The sequence below is a fragment of the Spirosoma liriopis genome, from assembly GCF_023196085.1.
GTDB lineage: Bacteria > Bacteroidota > Bacteroidia > Cytophagales > Spirosomataceae > Spirosoma > Spirosoma oryzicola.
Genome location: NZ_JALPRF010000002.1, coordinates 60,975 through 79,783, shown reverse-complemented (window position 1 = coordinate 79,783; position 18,809 = coordinate 60,975). Strand labels below are relative to the sequence as shown.

19 protein-coding genes and 1 tRNA gene are annotated in these 18,809 nt (G+C 48.4%); 8 read left to right on the top strand and 12 right to left on the bottom strand.

The genetic code is table 11. The features are described from left to right. Nucleotides 1-36 precede the first annotated feature (36 nt). The 5 genes from M0L20_RS09450 (at nt 37) to M0L20_RS09430 (ending at nt 3,126) form a co-directional block, all read left to right on the top strand. A complete protein-coding gene (locus tag M0L20_RS09450) occupies nt 37-474 on the top strand; it encodes a nucleoside deaminase (RefSeq protein WP_232560659.1) in 438 nt (145 codons plus the stop codon). 58 nt (nt 475-532) lie between these two features. Beyond that, nucleotides 533-1,147 (top strand): superoxide dismutase, encoded by a 615-nt coding sequence (locus tag M0L20_RS09445; protein ID WP_232560658.1) that lies wholly within the window; start codon nt 533-535, stop codon nt 1,145-1,147. A 102-nt stretch (nt 1,148-1,249) separates the two neighbouring features. After that, nucleotides 1,250-1,325 (top strand) — tRNA-His (locus M0L20_RS09440). Between the two features lie 132 nt (nt 1,326-1,457). Next, nucleotides 1,458-2,054 carry a carotenoid biosynthesis protein gene (locus M0L20_RS09435; protein ID WP_248476699.1) on the top strand — a complete coding sequence of 199 codons (597 nt, stop codon included), beginning with the start codon at nt 1,458-1,460 and terminating at the stop codon, nt 2,052-2,054. A gap of 193 nt (nt 2,055-2,247) precedes the next feature. Beyond that, nucleotides 2,248-3,126 (top strand): MerR family transcriptional regulator, encoded by an 879-nt coding sequence (locus M0L20_RS09430; RefSeq protein WP_232560656.1) that lies wholly within the window; start codon nt 2,248-2,250, stop codon nt 3,124-3,126. A 31-nt stretch (nt 3,127-3,157) separates the two neighbouring features. Here M0L20_RS09430 and M0L20_RS09425 read toward each other — a convergent pair whose 3' ends face one another. After that, nucleotides 3,158-4,129: a YheT family hydrolase gene (locus tag M0L20_RS09425; protein ID WP_248476698.1), complete on the bottom strand. Its 972-nt coding sequence runs from the start codon at nt 4,127-4,129 to the stop codon at nt 3,158-3,160. Between the two features lie 54 nt (nt 4,130-4,183). Between M0L20_RS09425 and M0L20_RS09420 the strand changes: the two genes are divergently transcribed. After that, entirely contained in the window at nt 4,184-4,630 is a 447-nt protein-coding gene (locus tag M0L20_RS09420; RefSeq protein ID WP_232560654.1) for a hypothetical protein, read from the top strand. A 49-nt stretch (nt 4,631-4,679) separates the two neighbouring features. Here the strand turns inward: M0L20_RS09420 and M0L20_RS09415 are convergent, their stop codons facing one another. From M0L20_RS09415 to M0L20_RS09380, 8 genes are all read right to left on the bottom strand, one after another. Next, nucleotides 4,680-5,450: a glycosyltransferase family 2 protein gene (locus tag M0L20_RS09415; protein ID WP_232560653.1), complete on the bottom strand. Its 771-nt coding sequence runs from the start codon at nt 5,448-5,450 to the stop codon at nt 4,680-4,682. A gap of 78 nt (nt 5,451-5,528) precedes the next feature. After that, nucleotides 5,529-6,485 (bottom strand): glycosyltransferase family 2 protein, encoded by a 957-nt coding sequence (locus M0L20_RS09410; RefSeq protein WP_248476697.1) that lies wholly within the window; start codon nt 6,483-6,485, stop codon nt 5,529-5,531. Nucleotides 6,486-6,574: 89 nt separating this feature from the next. Beyond that, nucleotides 6,575-7,399, bottom strand: coding sequence for a hypothetical protein (locus tag M0L20_RS09405; protein ID WP_232560651.1), 825 nt, complete (start codon nt 7,397-7,399; stop codon nt 6,575-6,577). 72 nt (nt 7,400-7,471) lie between these two features. Next, nucleotides 7,472-8,404 carry a glycoside hydrolase family protein gene (locus M0L20_RS09400; RefSeq protein ID WP_248476696.1) on the bottom strand — a complete coding sequence of 311 codons (933 nt, stop codon included), beginning with the start codon at nt 8,402-8,404 and terminating at the stop codon, nt 7,472-7,474. Nucleotides 8,405-8,488: 84 nt separating this feature from the next. Continuing rightward, a complete protein-coding gene (locus M0L20_RS09395) occupies nt 8,489-10,165 on the bottom strand; it encodes a hypothetical protein (protein ID WP_248476695.1) in 1,677 nt (558 codons plus the stop codon). 58 nt (nt 10,166-10,223) lie between these two features. Further along, entirely contained in the window at nt 10,224-11,297 is a 1,074-nt protein-coding gene (locus M0L20_RS09390) for an NAD-dependent epimerase/dehydratase family protein (RefSeq protein WP_232560648.1), read from the bottom strand. 224 nt (nt 11,298-11,521) lie between these two features. After that, on the bottom strand, nt 11,522-11,800 hold the full coding sequence (locus M0L20_RS09385) for a hypothetical protein (protein ID WP_232560647.1): 279 nt from the start codon (nt 11,798-11,800) through the stop codon (nt 11,522-11,524). Between the two features lie 96 nt (nt 11,801-11,896). Next, nucleotides 11,897-13,642, bottom strand: a complete 1,746-nt coding sequence (locus M0L20_RS09380) for a M3 family oligoendopeptidase (protein ID WP_248476694.1) — start codon at nt 13,640-13,642, stop codon at nt 11,897-11,899. Between the two features lie 166 nt (nt 13,643-13,808). Between M0L20_RS09380 and M0L20_RS09375 the strand changes: the two genes are divergently transcribed. Both M0L20_RS09375 and M0L20_RS09370 read left to right on the top strand, forming a co-directional pair. Further along, nucleotides 13,809-14,174: a BlaI/MecI/CopY family transcriptional regulator gene (locus tag M0L20_RS09375; protein ID WP_248476693.1), complete on the top strand. Its 366-nt coding sequence runs from the start codon at nt 13,809-13,811 to the stop codon at nt 14,172-14,174. 28 nt (nt 14,175-14,202) lie between these two features. Continuing rightward, the gene (locus tag M0L20_RS09370; protein ID WP_248476692.1) at nt 14,203-16,314 is read left to right on the top strand and encodes a M56 family metallopeptidase; all 2,112 of its coding nucleotides are present in this window, start codon (nt 14,203-14,205) and stop codon (nt 16,312-16,314) included. 118 nt (nt 16,315-16,432) lie between these two features. Here the strand turns inward: M0L20_RS09370 and M0L20_RS09365 are convergent, their stop codons facing one another. The 3 genes from M0L20_RS09365 to M0L20_RS09355 all read right to left on the bottom strand — a co-directional run bounded on the left by M0L20_RS09365 (nt 16,433) and on the right by M0L20_RS09355 (nt 18,715). Next, a complete protein-coding gene (locus M0L20_RS09365) occupies nt 16,433-17,503 on the bottom strand; it encodes a ferredoxin--NADP reductase (protein WP_248476690.1) in 1,071 nt (356 codons plus the stop codon). Nucleotides 17,504-17,577: 74 nt separating this feature from the next. Then, nucleotides 17,578-18,432: an N-acetylglucosamine kinase gene (locus M0L20_RS09360; protein WP_248476688.1), complete on the bottom strand. Its 855-nt coding sequence runs from the start codon at nt 18,430-18,432 to the stop codon at nt 17,578-17,580. 34 nt (nt 18,433-18,466) lie between these two features. Then, complete coding sequence (locus M0L20_RS09355; protein WP_232560641.1) at nt 18,467-18,715, bottom strand: cytochrome b5 domain-containing protein; 249 nt, start codon at nt 18,713-18,715, stop codon at nt 18,467-18,469. Nucleotides 18,716-18,809 lie beyond the last annotated feature (94 nt).

Genomic DNA, 18,809 nt, shown 5'->3' with positions numbered 1-18,809 from the left:
TGTATTTTAGCCGGTTCTCCAGCTACCTTCTTGCTTATGTTCTCGGATGACTACTTTATGGATATTGCGCTAAGTCTGGCGGAAGAGGCAGCCGAAGCGGGCGAGATTCCCGTTGGCGCTTTAGTTGTCGCTCAAAATCGTATTATAGCGAAGGGTCGAAACCAGACGGAGCAATTCAACGACGTAACCGCTCATGCCGAGATGCTCGCCATCACGGCAGCGACGCAATACCTCGGCGGCAAGTACTTAACCGACTGTACACTTTACGTCACGCTGGAGCCCTGTGTTATGTGCGCCGGGGCCTTGTTTTGGGCGCAGATCGGGCGTGTTGTGATCGGCGCACCCGACACAAAACGCGGGTACAGCCGCATTCAGCCCTCGCTCTTACATCCCAAAACGCGCGTCGAAACAGGTGTGTTAGCCGATGACAGTCAGCAGTTATTGACTAAGTTTTTTCGACGCTTAAGAACATAAACGAATGGAGCCGTGTTAACCCAACCGAAAGATCTTCCATTTTAACTTTATAAGTCCAATGGCTTTTGTATTAGACCCACTACCCTACCCCAGCGACTCGCTCGAGCCTAACATTGACAAGCAAACCATGGAAATCCACCATGACAAGCACCACAATGCTTATGTTACGAACTTAAATAATGCAATCGCTGGAACAGAGCTGGAAAACAAGTCAATTGAAGAATTGCTTCAAACGGTGAGCCAGGCTCCGGTTGCAGTACGCAATAACGGGGGCGGCCATTATAACCATACCTTATTCTGGAATACGATTTCTGGTAACGGTGGCGGCCAGCCAACGGGTGAGCTAGCCGACGCGATCAACGAAAAATTCGGTTCTTACGACGCTTTTAAAGAAGAGTTCACGAAAGCTGCGACGACCCGTTTTGGTTCAGGATGGGCGTGGTTGATCGTTACTCCAGAAGGTCAGTTAGCCGTTACTTCAACCCCAAATCAGGATAATCCACTTATGGACGTTGCAGACGCAAAAGGATTTCCAATCATTGGTTTGGACGTGTGGGAACATGCGTACTACCTAAAGTACCAGAACCGTCGTCCCGAATACATTGGCGCTTATTTTAACGTAATTGACTGGAACGCTGCGAATAAGCGTTATCAGCAAGGTAAGCAAGCCTAATTATAAGCGATGAATTATAGACAATGTTGGCTATTGTAGAAAAAAAGGTAGCCGCTATTGTTTATAATTCATTGCTATTTACTATCTTTGCCCTCTCAAAACGGTGATTGTAGCTCAGTTGGTTAGAGCGTCGGATTGTGGTTCCGAAGGTCGCGGGTTCGAGCCCCGTCTTTCACCCCCTAGTAAAGCCTCCTGATTATTCAGGAGGCTTTTTTTGTAACACTTCTCTCGATCAGGTGGTTGCTCGTTCATGGCCGTTCATGTTCCTACAGTTACCCGGTATCACTCAATCATCCGAGCGATTTTAATTATGGCTTACCTTGCGGGTATCGTTGGTTTACAACTCCCCCCGTTGGTAGACTATTTCCGCCCGTTAAGCCCCGTTACGCTTATTTCATCCCTAGTCGTTTTACTGTTATATCACACCGACTGGCGTCCTTCCTTTTACATCTATCTTGCCTTCACCCTACTGGCGAGCTATTTTATTGAAGTAATCGGTGTTCATACAGAGTCGATTTTTGGTCACTATGCCTACGGCTGGGGACTAGGCGCTCAGGTATGGTCAGTTCCTCCGGTTATTGCTGTCAACTGGCTTATCTTATCGTATTGTATTGGTTCTGTATGCAATGAGTTACCTGCCCCTGCCTGGCTAAAAGTTGTACTGGCCGCAACAGTGATGGTCGTGTTAGACTTATTTATCGAACCCGTAGCGATTCAGCTGGATTTTTGGACGTGGTTCGGGCAGCCAGTTCCTTTGCAGAATTATCTCGGTTGGTGGCTTGTTTCTATTCTGTTGTTTACCGTTTGGTATGCACTACCCTTCCGAAAAGACAATCGCTTGGCGAAGTGGTTATTGGCATTACAATTCACGTTTTTTATCGGCCAATTTTTGTTCATACTTTTGTAGAATTCACTTAAACAAAAGTCAAAGTTTGGCGTTCTATAAGTATATTTGCATAGCAAGCAAACTTAACGATGGTATTGACCGTATGTCTTTATTTATCTTCAGTCGGCTTGTAAGAGCAGTCTGCTGTCAACTGCAAAAAAGTATGAATCAGCATGGCGCTTTACTCCCTGTTCATATACAATAGATTGGTTCTATGAGTAGTTACTCCATAAAAGATTTAGAGCAACTTTCGGGCATCAAAGCTCACACGTTGCGAATCTGGGAACAACGCTACAATATAATTTCTCCCAAGCGAACGGATACCAATATCCGCACGTACGACGATCAGGATCTCAAACTGGTGCTGAATATTTCTCTGCTAAAAGATCATGGATACAAGATATCTGAGATCTCGAAGCTGTCGGTAGAGGAAATGTATCGTGAAGTAATCAAGATTTCAGATCGGCAACTCAACTATCCTGATCAGATCCACGCGCTTACCATCTCGATGATTGATCTCGACGAGGAGCGTTTCGAGAAGATTATCAGCACGAACATTCTCCAGTTTGGCTTTGAGAACACAATGATCCACATTGTCTATCCATTCTTAAGCCGAATCGGTACGCTTTGGGTGACAGGATCGATTGGCTCTGCCCAGGAGCATTTCATTTCGAATCTGATTCGTCAGAAAATTATCGTTGCTATCGATGGGCAGGCTAGCAAACAGCGGCCAGACGGCAAAAAATACATGCTGTTCTTACCGGAAGGTGAAATGCACGAGATTAGTCTTCTTTTCAGCAATTACATTATTCGGGCTCGCTACAACAAAGTTATTTATCTGGGTCAGAGTTTGCCGTTCAACGAGTTGGTTTTTGCCTACAACGTTCACAAACCTGATTATCTGCTCACGGCCTTGACCTCAGTACCCGCAAACCATGAAGTCCAACCTTACGTTGATCGTCTGGTGAAATCGTTTCCGGACGTTCACTTACTACTCATGGGTTACCAAGTCGTCGGACAGGATATCGATATTCCCGAAAATGCTACAATCATCAATCAAATCGAAGATTTGATTCATATTGCCAGCGCCTAGTTCACGCTGAACAGATCGCAGAAGCGATGTTTTAGCCGTCGATTGTACCTTCGGCAAAAGCCAGCGCTCGTCGTTCGGCGTAGGTGTATATGTCATTCGCGACCATAAAGCCAACGTGACCACCCGTAGCGGGCGTTTCTAAAAATATAGACGGATGGTTTTCAGCAAGCCAACCGGGTGAACATTCGGGTGATAGTAACGGATCGTTTTTTGCGTTCAATAATAGTGCGGGTACTGTAATGTCAGCCATGTAATTAACGGCGGAAGCTTGATTGTAAAAGTCGTTGGCATCGTGGTATCCGTTTACCGGAGCCGAGAAAAAATCGTCGAAATCACGCCATTGCTTTACCTGCTTCAATTTTGTCATATCCAGCCGGCCCGGAAACAGGTCGGCTTTCTGATTTAGTTTCGTAATCAGTTTTTTCATGAATCGATTCCGGTAGAAACGATTCGAAGTCCGGTCGAGCAGCGCAGCACTAGCTCCCAAATCAGTTGGGGCCGAAATGGCAACTCCTCGCTTGATAACATCGGGGGCGTGTTTTGCATGGACACCCAGGTATTTCAGGATAATATTTCCTCCCATGCTATAGCCTACCAAGACAATTTCTTCGTATGATTTGGTGCGTAATGCGTGGTTTATCACCTCACCAATATCACCAATCTCACCATGATTGTAGAGCCGAAAAGCCCGGTTCATCTCTCCACTGCACGAACGACAGTTCCAGGCGAGCACATCAAAGCCATGCCGAGAAAACAGCCGGGCCGTTCCAAGCATGTATTGGCGTCGGCTATCGCCCTCTAGTCCATGCGTCAGAATAACCAGTCGTTTCTTCCCTGCATCGATCCAGTCAAGGTCGATAAAATCGCCGTCGGCGAGCGTTAGCCGTTCACGTTCGTAAGTAACGCCAGTGACATTGCGGGTAAGACTTGGAATAATGGTTTGTAAATGACCATTGTAAAGGTAGGCAGGCGAACCAGAATAAACAGATTTAAGCAGTGGCATATATCGTAAACAACAGCTACGTTTATGGCGTTGTTTCAAGACTAAATTCTTTCTATGAACCTTGCCAAATATGTTTCGGTAATCATTGCCAGCACGATTAAATTCATTGGCGGGCCATTGACAGGGGCAACACTGGGCTTATCCTGGATAGAAACATCCCTTTGTACAGTGGCGGGCATGATGCTTAGTGTGGCAGCAATTACTTACGCAGGATCGGCCATACAAGCCCTGGTCGATCGTTACCGAAAGCAGCGACCAAAGCGGTTTACACGCCGAACGCGGATGGCAATCAGAGTTTGGAAGCGGTTTGGCCTGATGGGAATCGCTTTCCTGACGCCTTTGATTCTCACGCCTATTGGCGGCACCGCTCTCGCGGTTTCGTTCCGCGTGAGTCGTGGTCAGCTCCTGCTTTATATGCTGATCAGCGGGTTTCTGTGGGCGGTCGTACAAACCCTCGCTATTTACCAGATTCCCGGGTTAAAGGGCCTGATAGCACGATGAGCCAACCGTCTGCGGGCTGGCTCATCAACTAACGTTAATAGACTATTTTCTACCGGCTAACTGTTTGCGCTACAGGCGTCACCGGTTTTTTGTGGAAATCACCACGCGAAAAATATTTTTCGATCAGGCAGTACATCAAGATAAAGAAGTAGCGGCTGCCCATTTCTTTAATCTTCAGTTTAGACTCGCCGTACTTCCGGTTTGTCCAGCTATTGGGTACAACGGCGAAGCTGTAACCACGTACAATCGTTTTCAGTGGGAGCTCCACCGTCAGATTGAAGTGAGGGGCTAAAAAGGGCTTAATGCCTTCAATGGTCTCGCGCTTGTACAACTTAAACGCATTGGTCGTGTCGTTGTACTTAATCCCCATCAACAGCTTAACGATGAAGTTGGCTACGCGGTTGATGTACATTTTAAGCGGTGGGTAGTCAATTACTTTTCCACCCTTTCCCCAACGCGACCCAAATACGGCGTCGACATCGGTCTCAAGCATTTTATTATAAAACTTAACTAGATCTTCTGGATCATCGGACATGTCGGCCATAAACACAGCCACACAGTCGCCCGAAAAACGTTCCAGCCCGTAACGAACCGCATAACCAAATCCGTTAGGGCCAAGGTTTGTGAATGGAACCAACGTTGGAATTTCATTAGCCGCCATTTCATTAAGTACCCGTAACGTTCCGTCTTTCGAGTTGTCGTTGGTCACGCAGATCTCGTGCGGAATACCGTGTTTAGCCAAGGTCTGGTACAAGGCCCGTAAGGTGGGCGGCAACGATTCTTCTTCGTTATAAGCCGGTATAACAACGCTTAATTTCATAGCTATAGCACGGATTCTGGCCCGTGATTCTCTAAATAGGTTTGTAGCTTCCGTCTCCGTACTGGCTGCCGTCACGAATTATCGGTAAGGCAACAAACGAATTGTACTGTACAATTTCGCTAACGGCTGAGGAACAATATAATCACGAATTACTTTTTTCGCCTTATCCCACTCTGGTTTTCCCAGATAAAGGTACTGAATGGCCACTTTGGCGCGACGGAAATAAGTGTCTTTGTATTGTTTCGAATCGAGCATCATCCGGTAATAGCGGGCAATATTCCGGCGCAAAAGGTGATCGTAGCGGTAATCAAGCTCCCGGTTGATGTCGCTATACATTTGAATTCGATTGCGCAGAAATGATTCGTCGTAGTAGTTATCTGCGTAACTGGCTCCACCCCGGTTTTTGCGATAAACCGACATCACATCCGGGATATACCCAATCTTACCCAGTTTTGCCTTCAGGATCAAGCGGGGAATATCACCGCTCGATGATTCCCGAAACCAGGCCGGGTACTCATTGATGTTGTTCCGGTACATGCAACTTGACGTAGCCATAAACCAGATCTCATCCTCGCCGATCAAATCATCCAGCGTATAATAGGGCTTCATGTCGGGGCCGTTGAGTAGGTACGACGGCGACCCATCTTCGAAGATGACCCGCGTGTTGCTGAAAACAGTGGAATAGTCAGAATGAGCGTCTAATAGATCGGCCTGTTTTTGCAGTTTCAGCGGATCTATCCAGTAATCATCGCCATCCATCAAGGCCCAATATTCACCTTTGGCTAGCTTTAGGGTCTCAAGGCAGTTGATTCCCCCATTTTTCCCCATGTTGTGAGGATGTAGTACACCAATAACTAAGCCAGGATATTTTTGCTCATACTCTTGAATAATCTCACGCGTACCATCTTTTGAAAAATCATCGCCCACCAGAATTTCAATTGGAAACGTTGTCTGCTGAGCAAGAGCGCTCTCGATGGCAGCGCGAATGAATTTATGCTGATTGTAAGTAATAATCAGCACGCTAACTTTAACCATATACTGGAAATTTATAGCTAGTCGTTAAGTACTTCAGTTGAAACCCGAATGTCACGTATAGGGTTCACTTGTAGTACTTAATGACTAACTTAAGCAACTGCCACCGAGGGGGCATGTTTTGCCTGCTGGATCTGGGTTTTCCAGCCCTGCGGCTCATCTTTGTCAGCGGGTGTACCCCACGGGTTATAAAACGGTAGAATCGACACCCAACGCCCGGCGGGATCTTCCCAGCTAAAGCGGTCAGCAAAGCTGGAAGGGCTCACCCAATGAGGGAGGTCGTAGCGAAACAAAAGCAGATCCCCCGAATCCTGGAAACCTTCTGTTTCAATAATGTGATCGTTTATTACATAGCCTGTGCCACCTGACGTGTAGTCTTTTCCGTACTGGTTCAACGCTAGAATCAACCCTACTTTTTGTGGATTGAGCGGATGCCAGTGCCGGCCAAAGAAACTTCCTCCCAGCGGGTAGTGCGTTACCTGCGGGTGGAAATAAGCCTCCCCTTTGCGAATTCCAAATGCCTCATCGTTTCCAGTCAGACTGTTCCAAAGATTACGCATCGGATCAAAAATGCTCAGCAGTGTCTGCTGAAATGCTGGCTCCAGGTCGAGCAAAGCATCGAATGTATGATCGTGGAACAACTGCGGAGCCTGCTGAATTTTGGCAATATGTAACCGATGTTTGTGCTGGTTATTGTCAAACGTATCCGGTGCCTCAGTCAAAGGAGTTTTGCTAGCCCACTGGCGTGTGCCTTTGATAACTTTCGCCAGGGTTTCTTGTGGAATGCCGGTCTTTATAATGACGATATTCGGTTCGTTAACCAGCCGCATTACCTCCTCGTAAGGAATCTCGGTTACTATCTTACCATCAACAAATTCGGCGTCTATTTTAATCAGATATTTCGCTACTTCTTTCATGGGTGCTCACTTGTGGATTGTACACAAATTAGGTTGCTATCTATCTAATAAACAAAGACATTTGTTCATAATTTAGTAAGTGGCCGACTGGGTAGCGTACCCAAATCCTGATGCACCGAAGCCATTACCATTATAGAGCATAATCCATTCATTTTGATGCGGGAATATATGGCAATAATCCATCATCAATGAATCCCAACCGTCGGCGGAACGTTCAATACCGGCCAGTTCATCTTTGCGGCTCCACGTAATTCCGTCTTTCGACTCGGCATAGCCAATTCGATAGCTGCGCTGTACGTCGGTACGATAGTTCGTCGCGTTGCGGTACGAAAAATACATCTTGTACAAATCACCGTCTTTGTAAACCGTCGGGCGCCCTATTGCGTCGGTAAATTCGTCGTAACCAACGCATACCTGCCCCGTACGTTCCCAGTTGATACCGTCCTTCGATTCGGCGTACTTAACGTCGTAAAAGGGTTCAGGATGCCCGTTAATGACTTCAATTTTTGTACAGGACAAATACCACATCCGCCAGGTTTCACCCTCCCGAATCACACAAGGCTGGGCCGCCCACACTTGATCATAAATAGAGCGATCCAGTAGGGGGCCGTCGTACTTTCGCTGAAACGTCAGCCCTCCATCCGTGCTAATAGCCAAACCGATACCCAGTCGATAACTCGCTGTTTCGCTTTTGTTCCAACCGGTATAGTAGAGCCAGATTTCGTCGCCAACGGGCAAAAACCACGAAGGCATGGTTCCGGTTTCATCAAACATACCAACAGCACCTTTGCTCAGGCAGGGCTGGTCATGAATATACGTTATTTCAGATAAATTGTTCGGATTCAGTTCGACAAAGGAAACCGCCGACGAACTGTTCTCATCACGCGTCGAAAAATACACGCGTAACTTATCGCCCATTGGATAGCCAAATGGTACTTGAGCGTGCGTACGGCTAAACGGTTGAGCACCGTCTGGTTTATAAATGAGTCCTTTTTTTGTCCACATGAAAAAAGCTTGTTACGAGTCAGCTTAGCCTTTTTTTGATTAATAAGTGCTGGCTGCCAAATGTGAATTATTTTTTTTACTTGTCTACTTTACGGATTGATCCACCAGCGATAAGCCATTAACACGGTCCTTGCGAACGTAGATTCGGGTGTCATTGATCAGGCCCACATATGTATAGTGCGCAGCTACAAATTGAGCCAACGGTCCGATTAGTTCATGGCCCTGCGTCTTCCGGTCGTTCATCCAAAGGCTCTGGCTACCAACCGCATCAACGAAAACCGGCGGAGTAGATCGTACAAAATCACGTACGTACCGTTTCTGATAGTCGGCCAGCATGGGATGATTAAAAGCACTGCGAATAGTATGATTCTCAGCTACGCCCTGCGGCATCTGGGTTTGTATGTAGTAATCGCAGCGCCAACCCCAAACGGCTAGTTTTTCACCAGGTCGCGCGTATTTCAGGACTTCTTTCGATACGGGCGTTTGCTGAACGGCCCAGCCATGCTGACTGTCCGAAGGATACGGGTTAACGGGCGTTTTATTCAGAAATTTCTGACCGGTTTGAACACCAAAGAGAATTAGAAAAATAGCGGTAGCACCCAGCCCAAGCCACTTCCCTAAGCGTTCAACATTCAACAGATTTTGCCAGCCATACGCTAGTCCAAACAACAGCGGTCCCGTCAGAAAGTAAAGATAGTGTACGTATTCCGAGCCGGTTCGGGTAATAGCAAACAGCGTTGCCACGAGGAGCAGACCAATAAAAGCACCAATCTGAACGGAATGAGCCGTTAACCGGTCTTTTGGGCGGAAGGCCATTACCAGGCCAGCTAACCAGACGATGGCAACAAACTTAACCAGCCAGTCAAACTCGCTTCCTTTCTGGAAAAAATCAGGCAGACGAAGCAGGCTTTGCCACTGGTTTGTGTCACCAGCGTACCGAAAATTGCCCAGAATATAGAATGTTACGAAGTCATCGTACATGCCGTTGACTTGCATAAACAAAACGAAAAATAGCGGGAACGCTAGCCCACATACGCCTAGTACAGCGACGCGACCAATCTTGCCCGCTACACTAAGATTTTGCCGAAGCAGTACATCGACACAAACAAACAAGCCGACCACAGCCGCAAGCGGAACAGCCTGTAATTTTCCAAACGGCACCATTCCCAGAAATAAGCCGATCAACGCTATTCGACCTGTCGAAGGTTCTTTCTGCTTTAATAATGTAGCGTAAAGGTAATAGCTCCAGCTTAGCAGCAGCAGTGCAATCAGTTCGCTGTTATAATGCAAAAAATCACCATTCTGCGTTAATCCCAGCATGAAGATGAAAGGGAGCAACGCCAGACGAGCGGCTGCGTCGCCAAACCATAACCTTGCCGTTCGAAACAGAAGCCACAGACATGCCGCAACCAAACCAAAGGCGGTTAAGTGCGCAGTGATGTAATCGAATGGTAACCCGATAAAGCTGGGAACAATTAAGAAGTAGCTATCCAACGGTCCCCCTGTCGTTCCATCTACCGCCCGAAAATAAACGGGGTCCTGCCGGAGCGTTAGCGCCTGCGTAATCATCTGACTTTCGTCCGGATTAATCTCGCTGTTAAAAACAATACTCGGCAACCGTAGCAAAAACAGGACCAGCACCGACAAGGCTAGAAAAGCCCGGTGATTGAACCGGGGCCGAACGGCCAACCACAACAGCGCCCAGCACAATAAATAAACGGGAAACCAGTATAAAGTCGGGTAGGTATCGAAATGCGGCATGGACATAATACTAAAAATGCCAGCTTATTCGACTGGCATTTTTTAGCGTAAATGGATATTATTTCACCAGGGCCAACCGGGCAGCCATACTATCGTGAATCTGAACCATCGTTTCTTTCAAATCGTACGTCCAGTTCCAGTCGGGGTAGTGATCTTTGAATTTGTTCAGATTAGAAATGTACCAGATATGGTCGCCACTACGCGCCGTTTCTGAATACTGATAATTCATTTTATTACCCGAGATTTCTTCGCATAGGGCAATGGCTTCGAGCATGGAGCAGTTGGCGTAACGGCCACCACCCGCATTGTAAACTTCACCCGCACGAGGATTCTGGTAAAAATGCCAGAACATGTTCACCAGGTCCCAGCTGTGAATGTTGTCCCGTACCTGCTTGCCTTTGTAGCCGAAAATCGTGTACTGATTACCGGTGATGGCACACTTCATCAGGTAAGACAGGAAGCCGTGAAGCTGAGCACCTGAGTGGTTTGGTCCCGTCAGGCAGCCACCCCGGAAAACGCCCGTTTTCATACCGAAATAGCGGCCGTACTCCTGTACCATGATATCAGCAGCTACTTTCGATGCGCCAAACACCGAGTGTTTGGTATGATCAAGACTCATGTACTCGTCAATACCATCCTTGAAATATGGATGATTCTGATCGATTTCCCAGCGGGTTTCTGTCTCGATCAGCGGCAGGTAGTTCGGGTTATCACCGTATACTTTGTTGGTCGAGGTAAAGATAAATACCGCTTCGGGGCTGTGTAAGCGGGTCATCTCAAGCATATTGAGCGTTCCAACAGCATTCACGCCGAAATCGGTAAATGGCTCACGAGCCGCCCAGTCGTGTGACGGTTGCGCAGCCGTGTGCAGTACTAATTTAATGTCAGAGCCGTACTCCCGGAAAATAGGTTCCAGTTGGCTTACTTCCCGGATGTCAGCTGCGTAGTGTTTATAAGTAGCATAGGTGTCTGACAATCGATTCCGATTCCATTCGGTTGACCCATCGGCGCCAAAAAAGTACTGACGCATGTTGTTGTCAATACCAATAATGAGATCGAACTTATCGGCAAAAAAGGATACGGCTTCGCTACCAATGAGCCCAGCCGAACCTGTTACTAATGCAATATTCATAGCGTCTATGCTGTTTTTGACTACTTACCTTATTTAAAAAGTACTATTAAGTGCAATGTGTTAAGCGAACAAAGTAACGCAAAAAAAATAGATACTACTATTCCTTGTACACAAAAGCGACGCATCGGTCAAGTTGACCAATGCGTCGCTTTTATAAGCCATCTAACTAGCCCATTCTACGGCCTTGGTTAAATAAACCTTGACCTCCGAATAATGCAAGTTGATTAAGCACCTTGCCCGTTTGTACTAGGCCCAAATAATTTCTGACGAATCTTATCGGCCCGTTGATCAAGAGCAGGATTCGGCGTGTATTTGTATTTTGTTTGTACAGCAGCCGAGTCTTTGCCAGCTCCATATACTTCAGGATCACCCGCCCGATAATCAGGCCGGAAATCACCTGCCCGGTAGTCGGCCTGACGGATCGTGTTATTTTTCTGATAGTCACAGGATGCCAGCGACAGCACGGCGGCTACCATTAATCCTGCACTGAATACGCGTTTCATAGCCACTTGATTACGAATTGATTCTGCAAACTTACGAAAGAGTCGTTAGTCGTAAGCGGTTAACCGTTAGATTTTTCTAATTTTCTCGTTAATCGTCTACTTCTTAAGCGTCTCCATTTCCTCCCATACAAACGCCATTAGCTCGCGAATATGTTCGCGGGAAAAATCGAACGGTACATTAGCAGCCGCGTAAATATCCCGAATAGGCGCTTTGTACCCCAGGCTAAGCGCTTTTTTGTAGCCCTCTAAACCAGCCTCCGCGTCCCGACGATAGTTACGCCAGACGCCAATAGCGCCGAGTTGAGCAATGCCGTATTCGATGTAGTAAAACGGCACCTCGTATAAATGCAATTGCCGCTGCCAGAGGTACGACTTGAAGAATTCTATGCCCGACCAGTCCGTTATTTTATCGGCAAACGTATCATAAATGGCAATCCAGCTTTCTCTCCTGTCGGCGTCGGTGTGCGTTGGGTTCTCGTAGATCCAATGCTGAAACTTATCGATGGTTGCTACCCAAGGCAGGGTTTCGATAATCGATTCAAGATGCTGAAGCTTAGCCCGACGTAATTCATCGGGGTTGTCAAAAAACACATCCCAATGATCCATCGACAGTAATTCCATGCTCATGGAAGCTAGTTCGGCTACCTCCATCGGTGGGTTGCGGAACGCTTTTAGCGACAAATCACGCGTCAGAAACGAGTGGATAGCATGGCCGCCTTCATGAACCATCGTTACCAGATCGCGTAGGCTTGAAGTAGCGTTCATAAAAATAAACGGTACGCCGATTTCCTCCAGTGGGTAATTGTAGCCACCGGGCGCTTTTCCTTTCCGCGATTCCAGATCGAGGTGGCCCATTGCCCGCATAATCCGCAGGTCGTCGCCGAGCGAACGATCAAGTCGGTCAAAGCAGGTTATTGTCTTTTCGATTAGTTCGGTTCCCGTTCCAAACGGTTTGAGCGGTGGACGGCCCTCCACATCAACTTTTGAATCCCACGGACGCAGCGGTTCGACACCGAGTCGTTGTTTCCGATCCGAAGCCAGTTTGTCCAGCAACGGCACTACCGCATCCGCCACCGAACTGTGAAAATTAAAGCAATCTTCCGGTGTGTAGTCAAACCGACCGAGAGCCGCGAACGAGTAATCCCGGAAGTTGGCAAAACCCGCATTAACCGCTACCTGATGCCGTAGCGTTCGCAACCGATCAAAAAGCCCATCGAGCGCATCATGATCCTGATACCGGCGTTCCCAGATTTTACGCCAGGCTTTTTCCCGAACCGCCCGGTCCGTTACCTGAAGTAAGTCGCTGGCTTCGGGCAAAGTCATTTCGCGTCCGTCAATCGTAACGGTCATTGCACCAGCTATTGCACCGTATTTGCGTTCTTCGGTCTGAATCTCCGTTTGCAGTGGAATGTTTTCCTCGCGGAAGATCTCAATAGCCTTTTTCATGCCCCGTACCATAACCGCAAATCCTTCGTCGGTTAGCTGGCTTAAATAAGGGCTGTCAATGGCTTTGACGTCAAGATCATTGCCATAAGCAGTCATGGGCGGTTGAATCTCAGAGATAAAGAAATTCAAGCTGTTTATCAGCTCTTCATTCGCCGTATCGCAGGTCATCTTTATATACCGCCATGCGAAATTCTCGGATAGGTAGGATTCGAGTTCGCTCCGGTCAATCAACCATCGTTTGAGATCATCGGCGTTTTGGATAGGCCGGTTCAGTAACTCGTCGTACAAGGGTTTTACATCGTCCCAACTTTTTAGATCCGAATTAGCAAAGCGATCTTCGCCAATGAATTGCCGAACGGGACGGGTTGGAATAAGTAAGGTTTCGTTTGGGGTCATAGGGTGATTCGGCTATCAAAGTCGATGTGTAAATTTTTACGGGTTGATAAAGCAAAAAGCTATCCAGCCATCTTATAAATAAGTGATTATAAAACTTTTTTGTTCACACTCTTGCATCTACGAAAATCTTCGTATTTCTTTACTACGAAATTATTCGTAGATAATTATGAAGCCAACCGATGCTGAACTGGAAATCCTGCACGTGCTTTGGGCTAAAGGGCCGAGCACCGTACGACAGGTTCACGAAACACTAAGCCAAAATCGTGATATTGGCTATACAACGGCTTTGAAGCTTATGCAGATCATGCATGAGAAAAGGTTACTGAGCCGGGAAGAGGACGGGCGGTCGCATACGTACACAGCGGCTGTCAGTCAGGAGGATACGCAACGGGGGCTAGTTGACCGCTTTGTGGAAACGGCCTTTCGCGGATCGGCGTCGAAACTGGTCATGCAGGTATTGGGCCAGCACAAAACATCGCGTGAAGAGCTGGATGAGATTAAGAAATTGCTGGATAATCTGGACCGGGACTAATCAATTGAACTGATCAACAAGGTTTGTCATGAATACCATCACCTATCCTCTATCGAGTCCGGTCATGTACGCGCTCGGCTGGACCTTATTTCACGCGCTGTGGCAAGGGTTTGCGCTTGTTCTGTCTACAGCTCTGGTATTGCATCTCTTCCGTCGCCAATCGAGTGCAGCACGTTACCGCATAGGCGTTCTGGCTTTACTAGCTCAACCGCTCCTTTCGATTGGCACATTTGTGTGGTATTACAAGCCACTCCTTACGGTAACCAGCTCCGGCACTACACCCGCCCTACGTTCGTTCGCAACGCAGTGGCACACAATAACGCACACATTGCCGTGGCACACGCAAATTCAGCTTTTTCTGGACAATCACCTGAGTCAGTTTGTGCTGATCTATCTGGTTGGCGTCGTTTTGTTCGGTGTACGACTTACGGGCGGTTGGCTTTATCTGCAACACCTCAACCGAACAGCGGCTCAACCCGCTTCCGACCGTGTAGCCGATCTGGCCAATCACCTGCGATCAGCTTTACAGATCCGTCCGGTGGTACGCATCCGTGAGTCGGCCCGGATCGTGGTACCGATGGTTGTCAACAGCCTGAAACCTGTTTTGTTACTTCCTATCGGCCTGGCGACTCACCTGTCCATTCAGGAACTTGAAGCCGTTCTTGCTCACGAGTTAGCCCATGTGAAGCGCCATGACTATGCGGTTAATCTTCTTCAGTCGGTTCTGGAAGTACTGTATTTCTTCCACCCGGCTATCTGGTGGTTATCGGCGCGTATCCGGGAGGAACGGGAACACTGCTGCGATGATCTGGCGATACAGGCATGTGGAAACAATGGACGGATACTGGCTCAGGCGCTAGCCCGTGTCGAAGAACTACGGCTGGCTCAACCCAGTCAAACGCCCGCTTTGGCAATGGCCCTGACCACCAAACGGCAGTTGCTTCTCCACCGGGTTCGGCGCGCGCTTGGTGTCTCAACGCGCCCGATTGTCTCGAACGGTAGTTTGGTTGGTCTTACGCTGGCAACGCTACTCCTGGTAAGCGCATCGGTTTATGCCATTCAGCAACAACCTAAACCAAGTAAGCCGAAGCCGCAGTCGTACCGGCGGCTTAGCGCAGGTAACGGCACTGAATTCAGTATGACGGACAATAACAAGCTCGATTATATGACCTGGAAAGGTCAGAAGCTACCAGCGAAGCACGTTGACCAGCTTCAACAGCAGTTCGATCGGGTTATGAGCGGTCAGCTTCTACTAGACTCGATTCCTCAACCTGATCGCGATATGCTACTGGCCCTTATCGAAACAAAGTATTCTTTCGACAAAGGCATGAACGCACTGGATCAATGGACGGCAGACATAAAGCATACCAGCATTGTTAGCCCGGATAAGCTCGACGAGGAATTAGCCAAAATGACGGCGCCACCCAAGCCCTTGGCCGACACCCTTAAGCAGCTGCGCAAATTGCACCAAACGCGTCTTGACAGTTTGAGCCGGCTCATGGCTCAGCGATCGAACCAAATGGAAGCCTTGTATCGGCAGATGGAGAAGCTTCGCTTTCCAGTCGAAGCGATTGAACGCAGTCAGGAAACGCTCGAATGGCGTAAACAACGGTTGCTGGAAGAACGGCAACGTATTCTCCAGAAACGACAACAGATGATGGACGCATCCGTCGAAGGAAAAAACAAAGCCGCTGCCGCTACGATTGAAAAACAACTTGAACTTCTTGAACCGGAAATAAAAAAGCAGGAACTCAATGTTGAAGAATTAGACAAGCAACTCGAAGAGGCTCAAAAAAGAGCGGAAACAGCCCGGCAGCCCATGGACCAATTGGAACAGGAGATCGAGAAGATGACAAAACGGCTGGATTTGCTATCGGAAGAGATGAGTCGGCACAGCGAAAAAGTAGCGCATATTATGGCGGAAGACGAATCGGACATGGATCTAGATTTACCGATCAAGGTTGAATCCAAACCGGTAAAGCGTCCGACGCGTCCGTCCCGGTCGTTACGCGCTACCGTTCCTCCACTTCCAGCAACACCAGCTGCCCCTCCGGCCTTCGTCACACCGGCTCAGGCTCCTGACGCCGTAGTTCCTGCCTTACCAGCTGCCCCAGCTCCGGCGTCGAAGCGTAAAAAATAAATGGTCAAGGACGAGTTGTAGTACTACGGTTTCGGAATGTTTTAGAATGTCATACGCCATATCTTGGAGATATGGCGTATGACATTCTAAAACATTCCGAAAAGATCAAATAGGCTTTTTATTCAATTTCAATCACTACATCCCGGCCAACAGGGTGCGCAACGCAGGTTAGTATGTAACCCGCTTTTAATTCCGATTCCGAAAGACCGTCTTCTTCGTCCAATTGTACTTTACCAGATACGCAACGGCCCATACAGGCCGTACACATTCCCGCCTGACACGAATAAGGCAAATCGATGTCCAGATCTAAAGCCGCTTCCAGAATAGTCTGGTGCGGGGCCACGGTGAATTTGTACTCGCTACCTTCGTAGAGAACGGTCACTTCGGGCGATCCTGTCTCGTCGGCGGCTACCGGCTCTTCGACTACTTCACCAGCCGCGACGGGCGCAGTAATGTAGCTTTCCTTGAATACACGATCATTCGGAATGCCGACCAGCGACAAAGCTGAACGGGCTTCGGCCATCATGCCATCGGGACCGCACAGATAAACACTAACGTTCTGGCGCTCAGCAGCCGGTAATGTTTCGACCAGTTTCGCAATCGTGTGCTGATTCAATCGTCCTTCGAGTCCCGACCAGCTTCCCGTAGGCTGACTCAGCACATGCGTCACCCGAAAGCGCGATGCTCCATACGCCTGCTCCATCGCGTCCAGATGCGCTTTGTAGATAATGGTTTCCTGACTGCGGTTACCGTAAATCAGCCATACGCGACTATCCGGCTCAACGTGCAACGCCGACTTCGCCATCGAAAACAGCGGAGTGATACCGCTACCCGCGCCAATCAGCACAATGTTGCGCCGATTTTTAGCGTCCAGCTTCGGCACGAAGTTCCCCATTGGCTCCAGCGTTTCGAGAATATCGCCGGATTTGACTTGATCACACAGGTAGTTGGACGCCAAACCGCCCGGTACCCGTTTCACCGACACCGCCAACGACACATCGACATGTGGTGACGAAGCCATTGAATACGAGCGTCTCAGCTTCTGACCGTTTATATTCAGCAGGAACGTTAAAAACTGTCCCGGCTGGTAGCGCACTTCTTCGTTGAGTGGGTGCCAAAACGTTATTGTTACAGCGTCCGGCGTTTCCCGAACGACCTCTTTTACTTTTAAAAAATACCGATTTGCCATTACTATTCAGGTTGTTGCGGGATTTGTATAGGCTATCGACAAGGCGTAACCAATAACCCCACCGCAAAGGTACATTATGCAGTCTCCCGATGAAAATTAACCAGCTCCGTAGCGGGAGCCTTTACAACACGGCCCATCAGCAAACCGGTCTGTTGAACGGCTTTACGGAGCTGATCCCCGAAATAATACGCAATTGACCCGACAAAATGCACTGGCCACTGTCTGGATTCGGGGAAGCGAGTGACGTAGGTTGACAGAAATAAAATAAACGCATCGGTCACTAACGTATCGACGTATTCATCGGCCAAATGATCGGATAAGAAAGGCGTGAACGACGCGAAATAACGGTTCGGGTAGGGTTTCTGGTACGCATTTTCCAACAGCGTTGGCCGGTCAAGCGCGTAACGAGCCTGAAAACTATCGCGCAGGTGAGCCGGTAGCCGTTCCTGGAAAAAATCCCGGACGAGCGTTTTACCCAGATAGCCGCCACTACCTTCATCACCAAGCCAGAAGCCCAGCGTCTGGATACCACGCTTGATGCCATAGCCATCGTAACAGCACGCATTGGAACCTGTCCCCAAAATACAAACGATACCCTGCTCACGTCCGGCGGCTCCGCGAGCGGCTCCCAACATATCGCTGTTCACCTCGACAAGACTCACAGCAGGCAGAATCGCCCGCAACGCATCGGCAATAACATAGTTTACCGACGGCCCGCTGCATCCAGCCCCGTAGAAAAACACAGCGGTTACGATTTGGTCGTTTAGCTCAGGCAGCAACTGAACGCGTAGCGTATCAATAATCTGTTCGGTTGTTTGATAATAGGGATTGAAGCCATTCGTTTGAATAGCGCGGGGAGTTCCATCAGCGCTAACAAGACGCCAGTCGGTTTTGGTTGAACCGCTGTCGGCGATGAGAATCGTAGTCATTATGTAGCGTTTGTGGCCTCTGATTTGTGATAGCTTACAGAAGCCGTCCTACTATGGGAAAGCGGGCGAATACCCAATCAGCGTGGGGAGCGTCGGCTAGTTCTGCCGTCAGGTCTTGCCCGGCCCAGTGTTCGTAATGTTTACCCGTACGCCAAAGTCGGGAGGCTGATACGTCATAAATCAGGCCAGCGTAGGCGCACCAGATCTCGTCGCGGTCGGAGCCATTGCGAAGGGCCAGTTGCGCTCGGGTGTATTCTTTCGGCTTTGCCGAATCAGTAAGCATTTGTATAACCGTTCAGTCGGACCAACTAATTATTGAGTGCCTGAAAGTTGCAGGCGAAAACAAAAATAGTGTAACTTTAGCCACTTCTGTTATA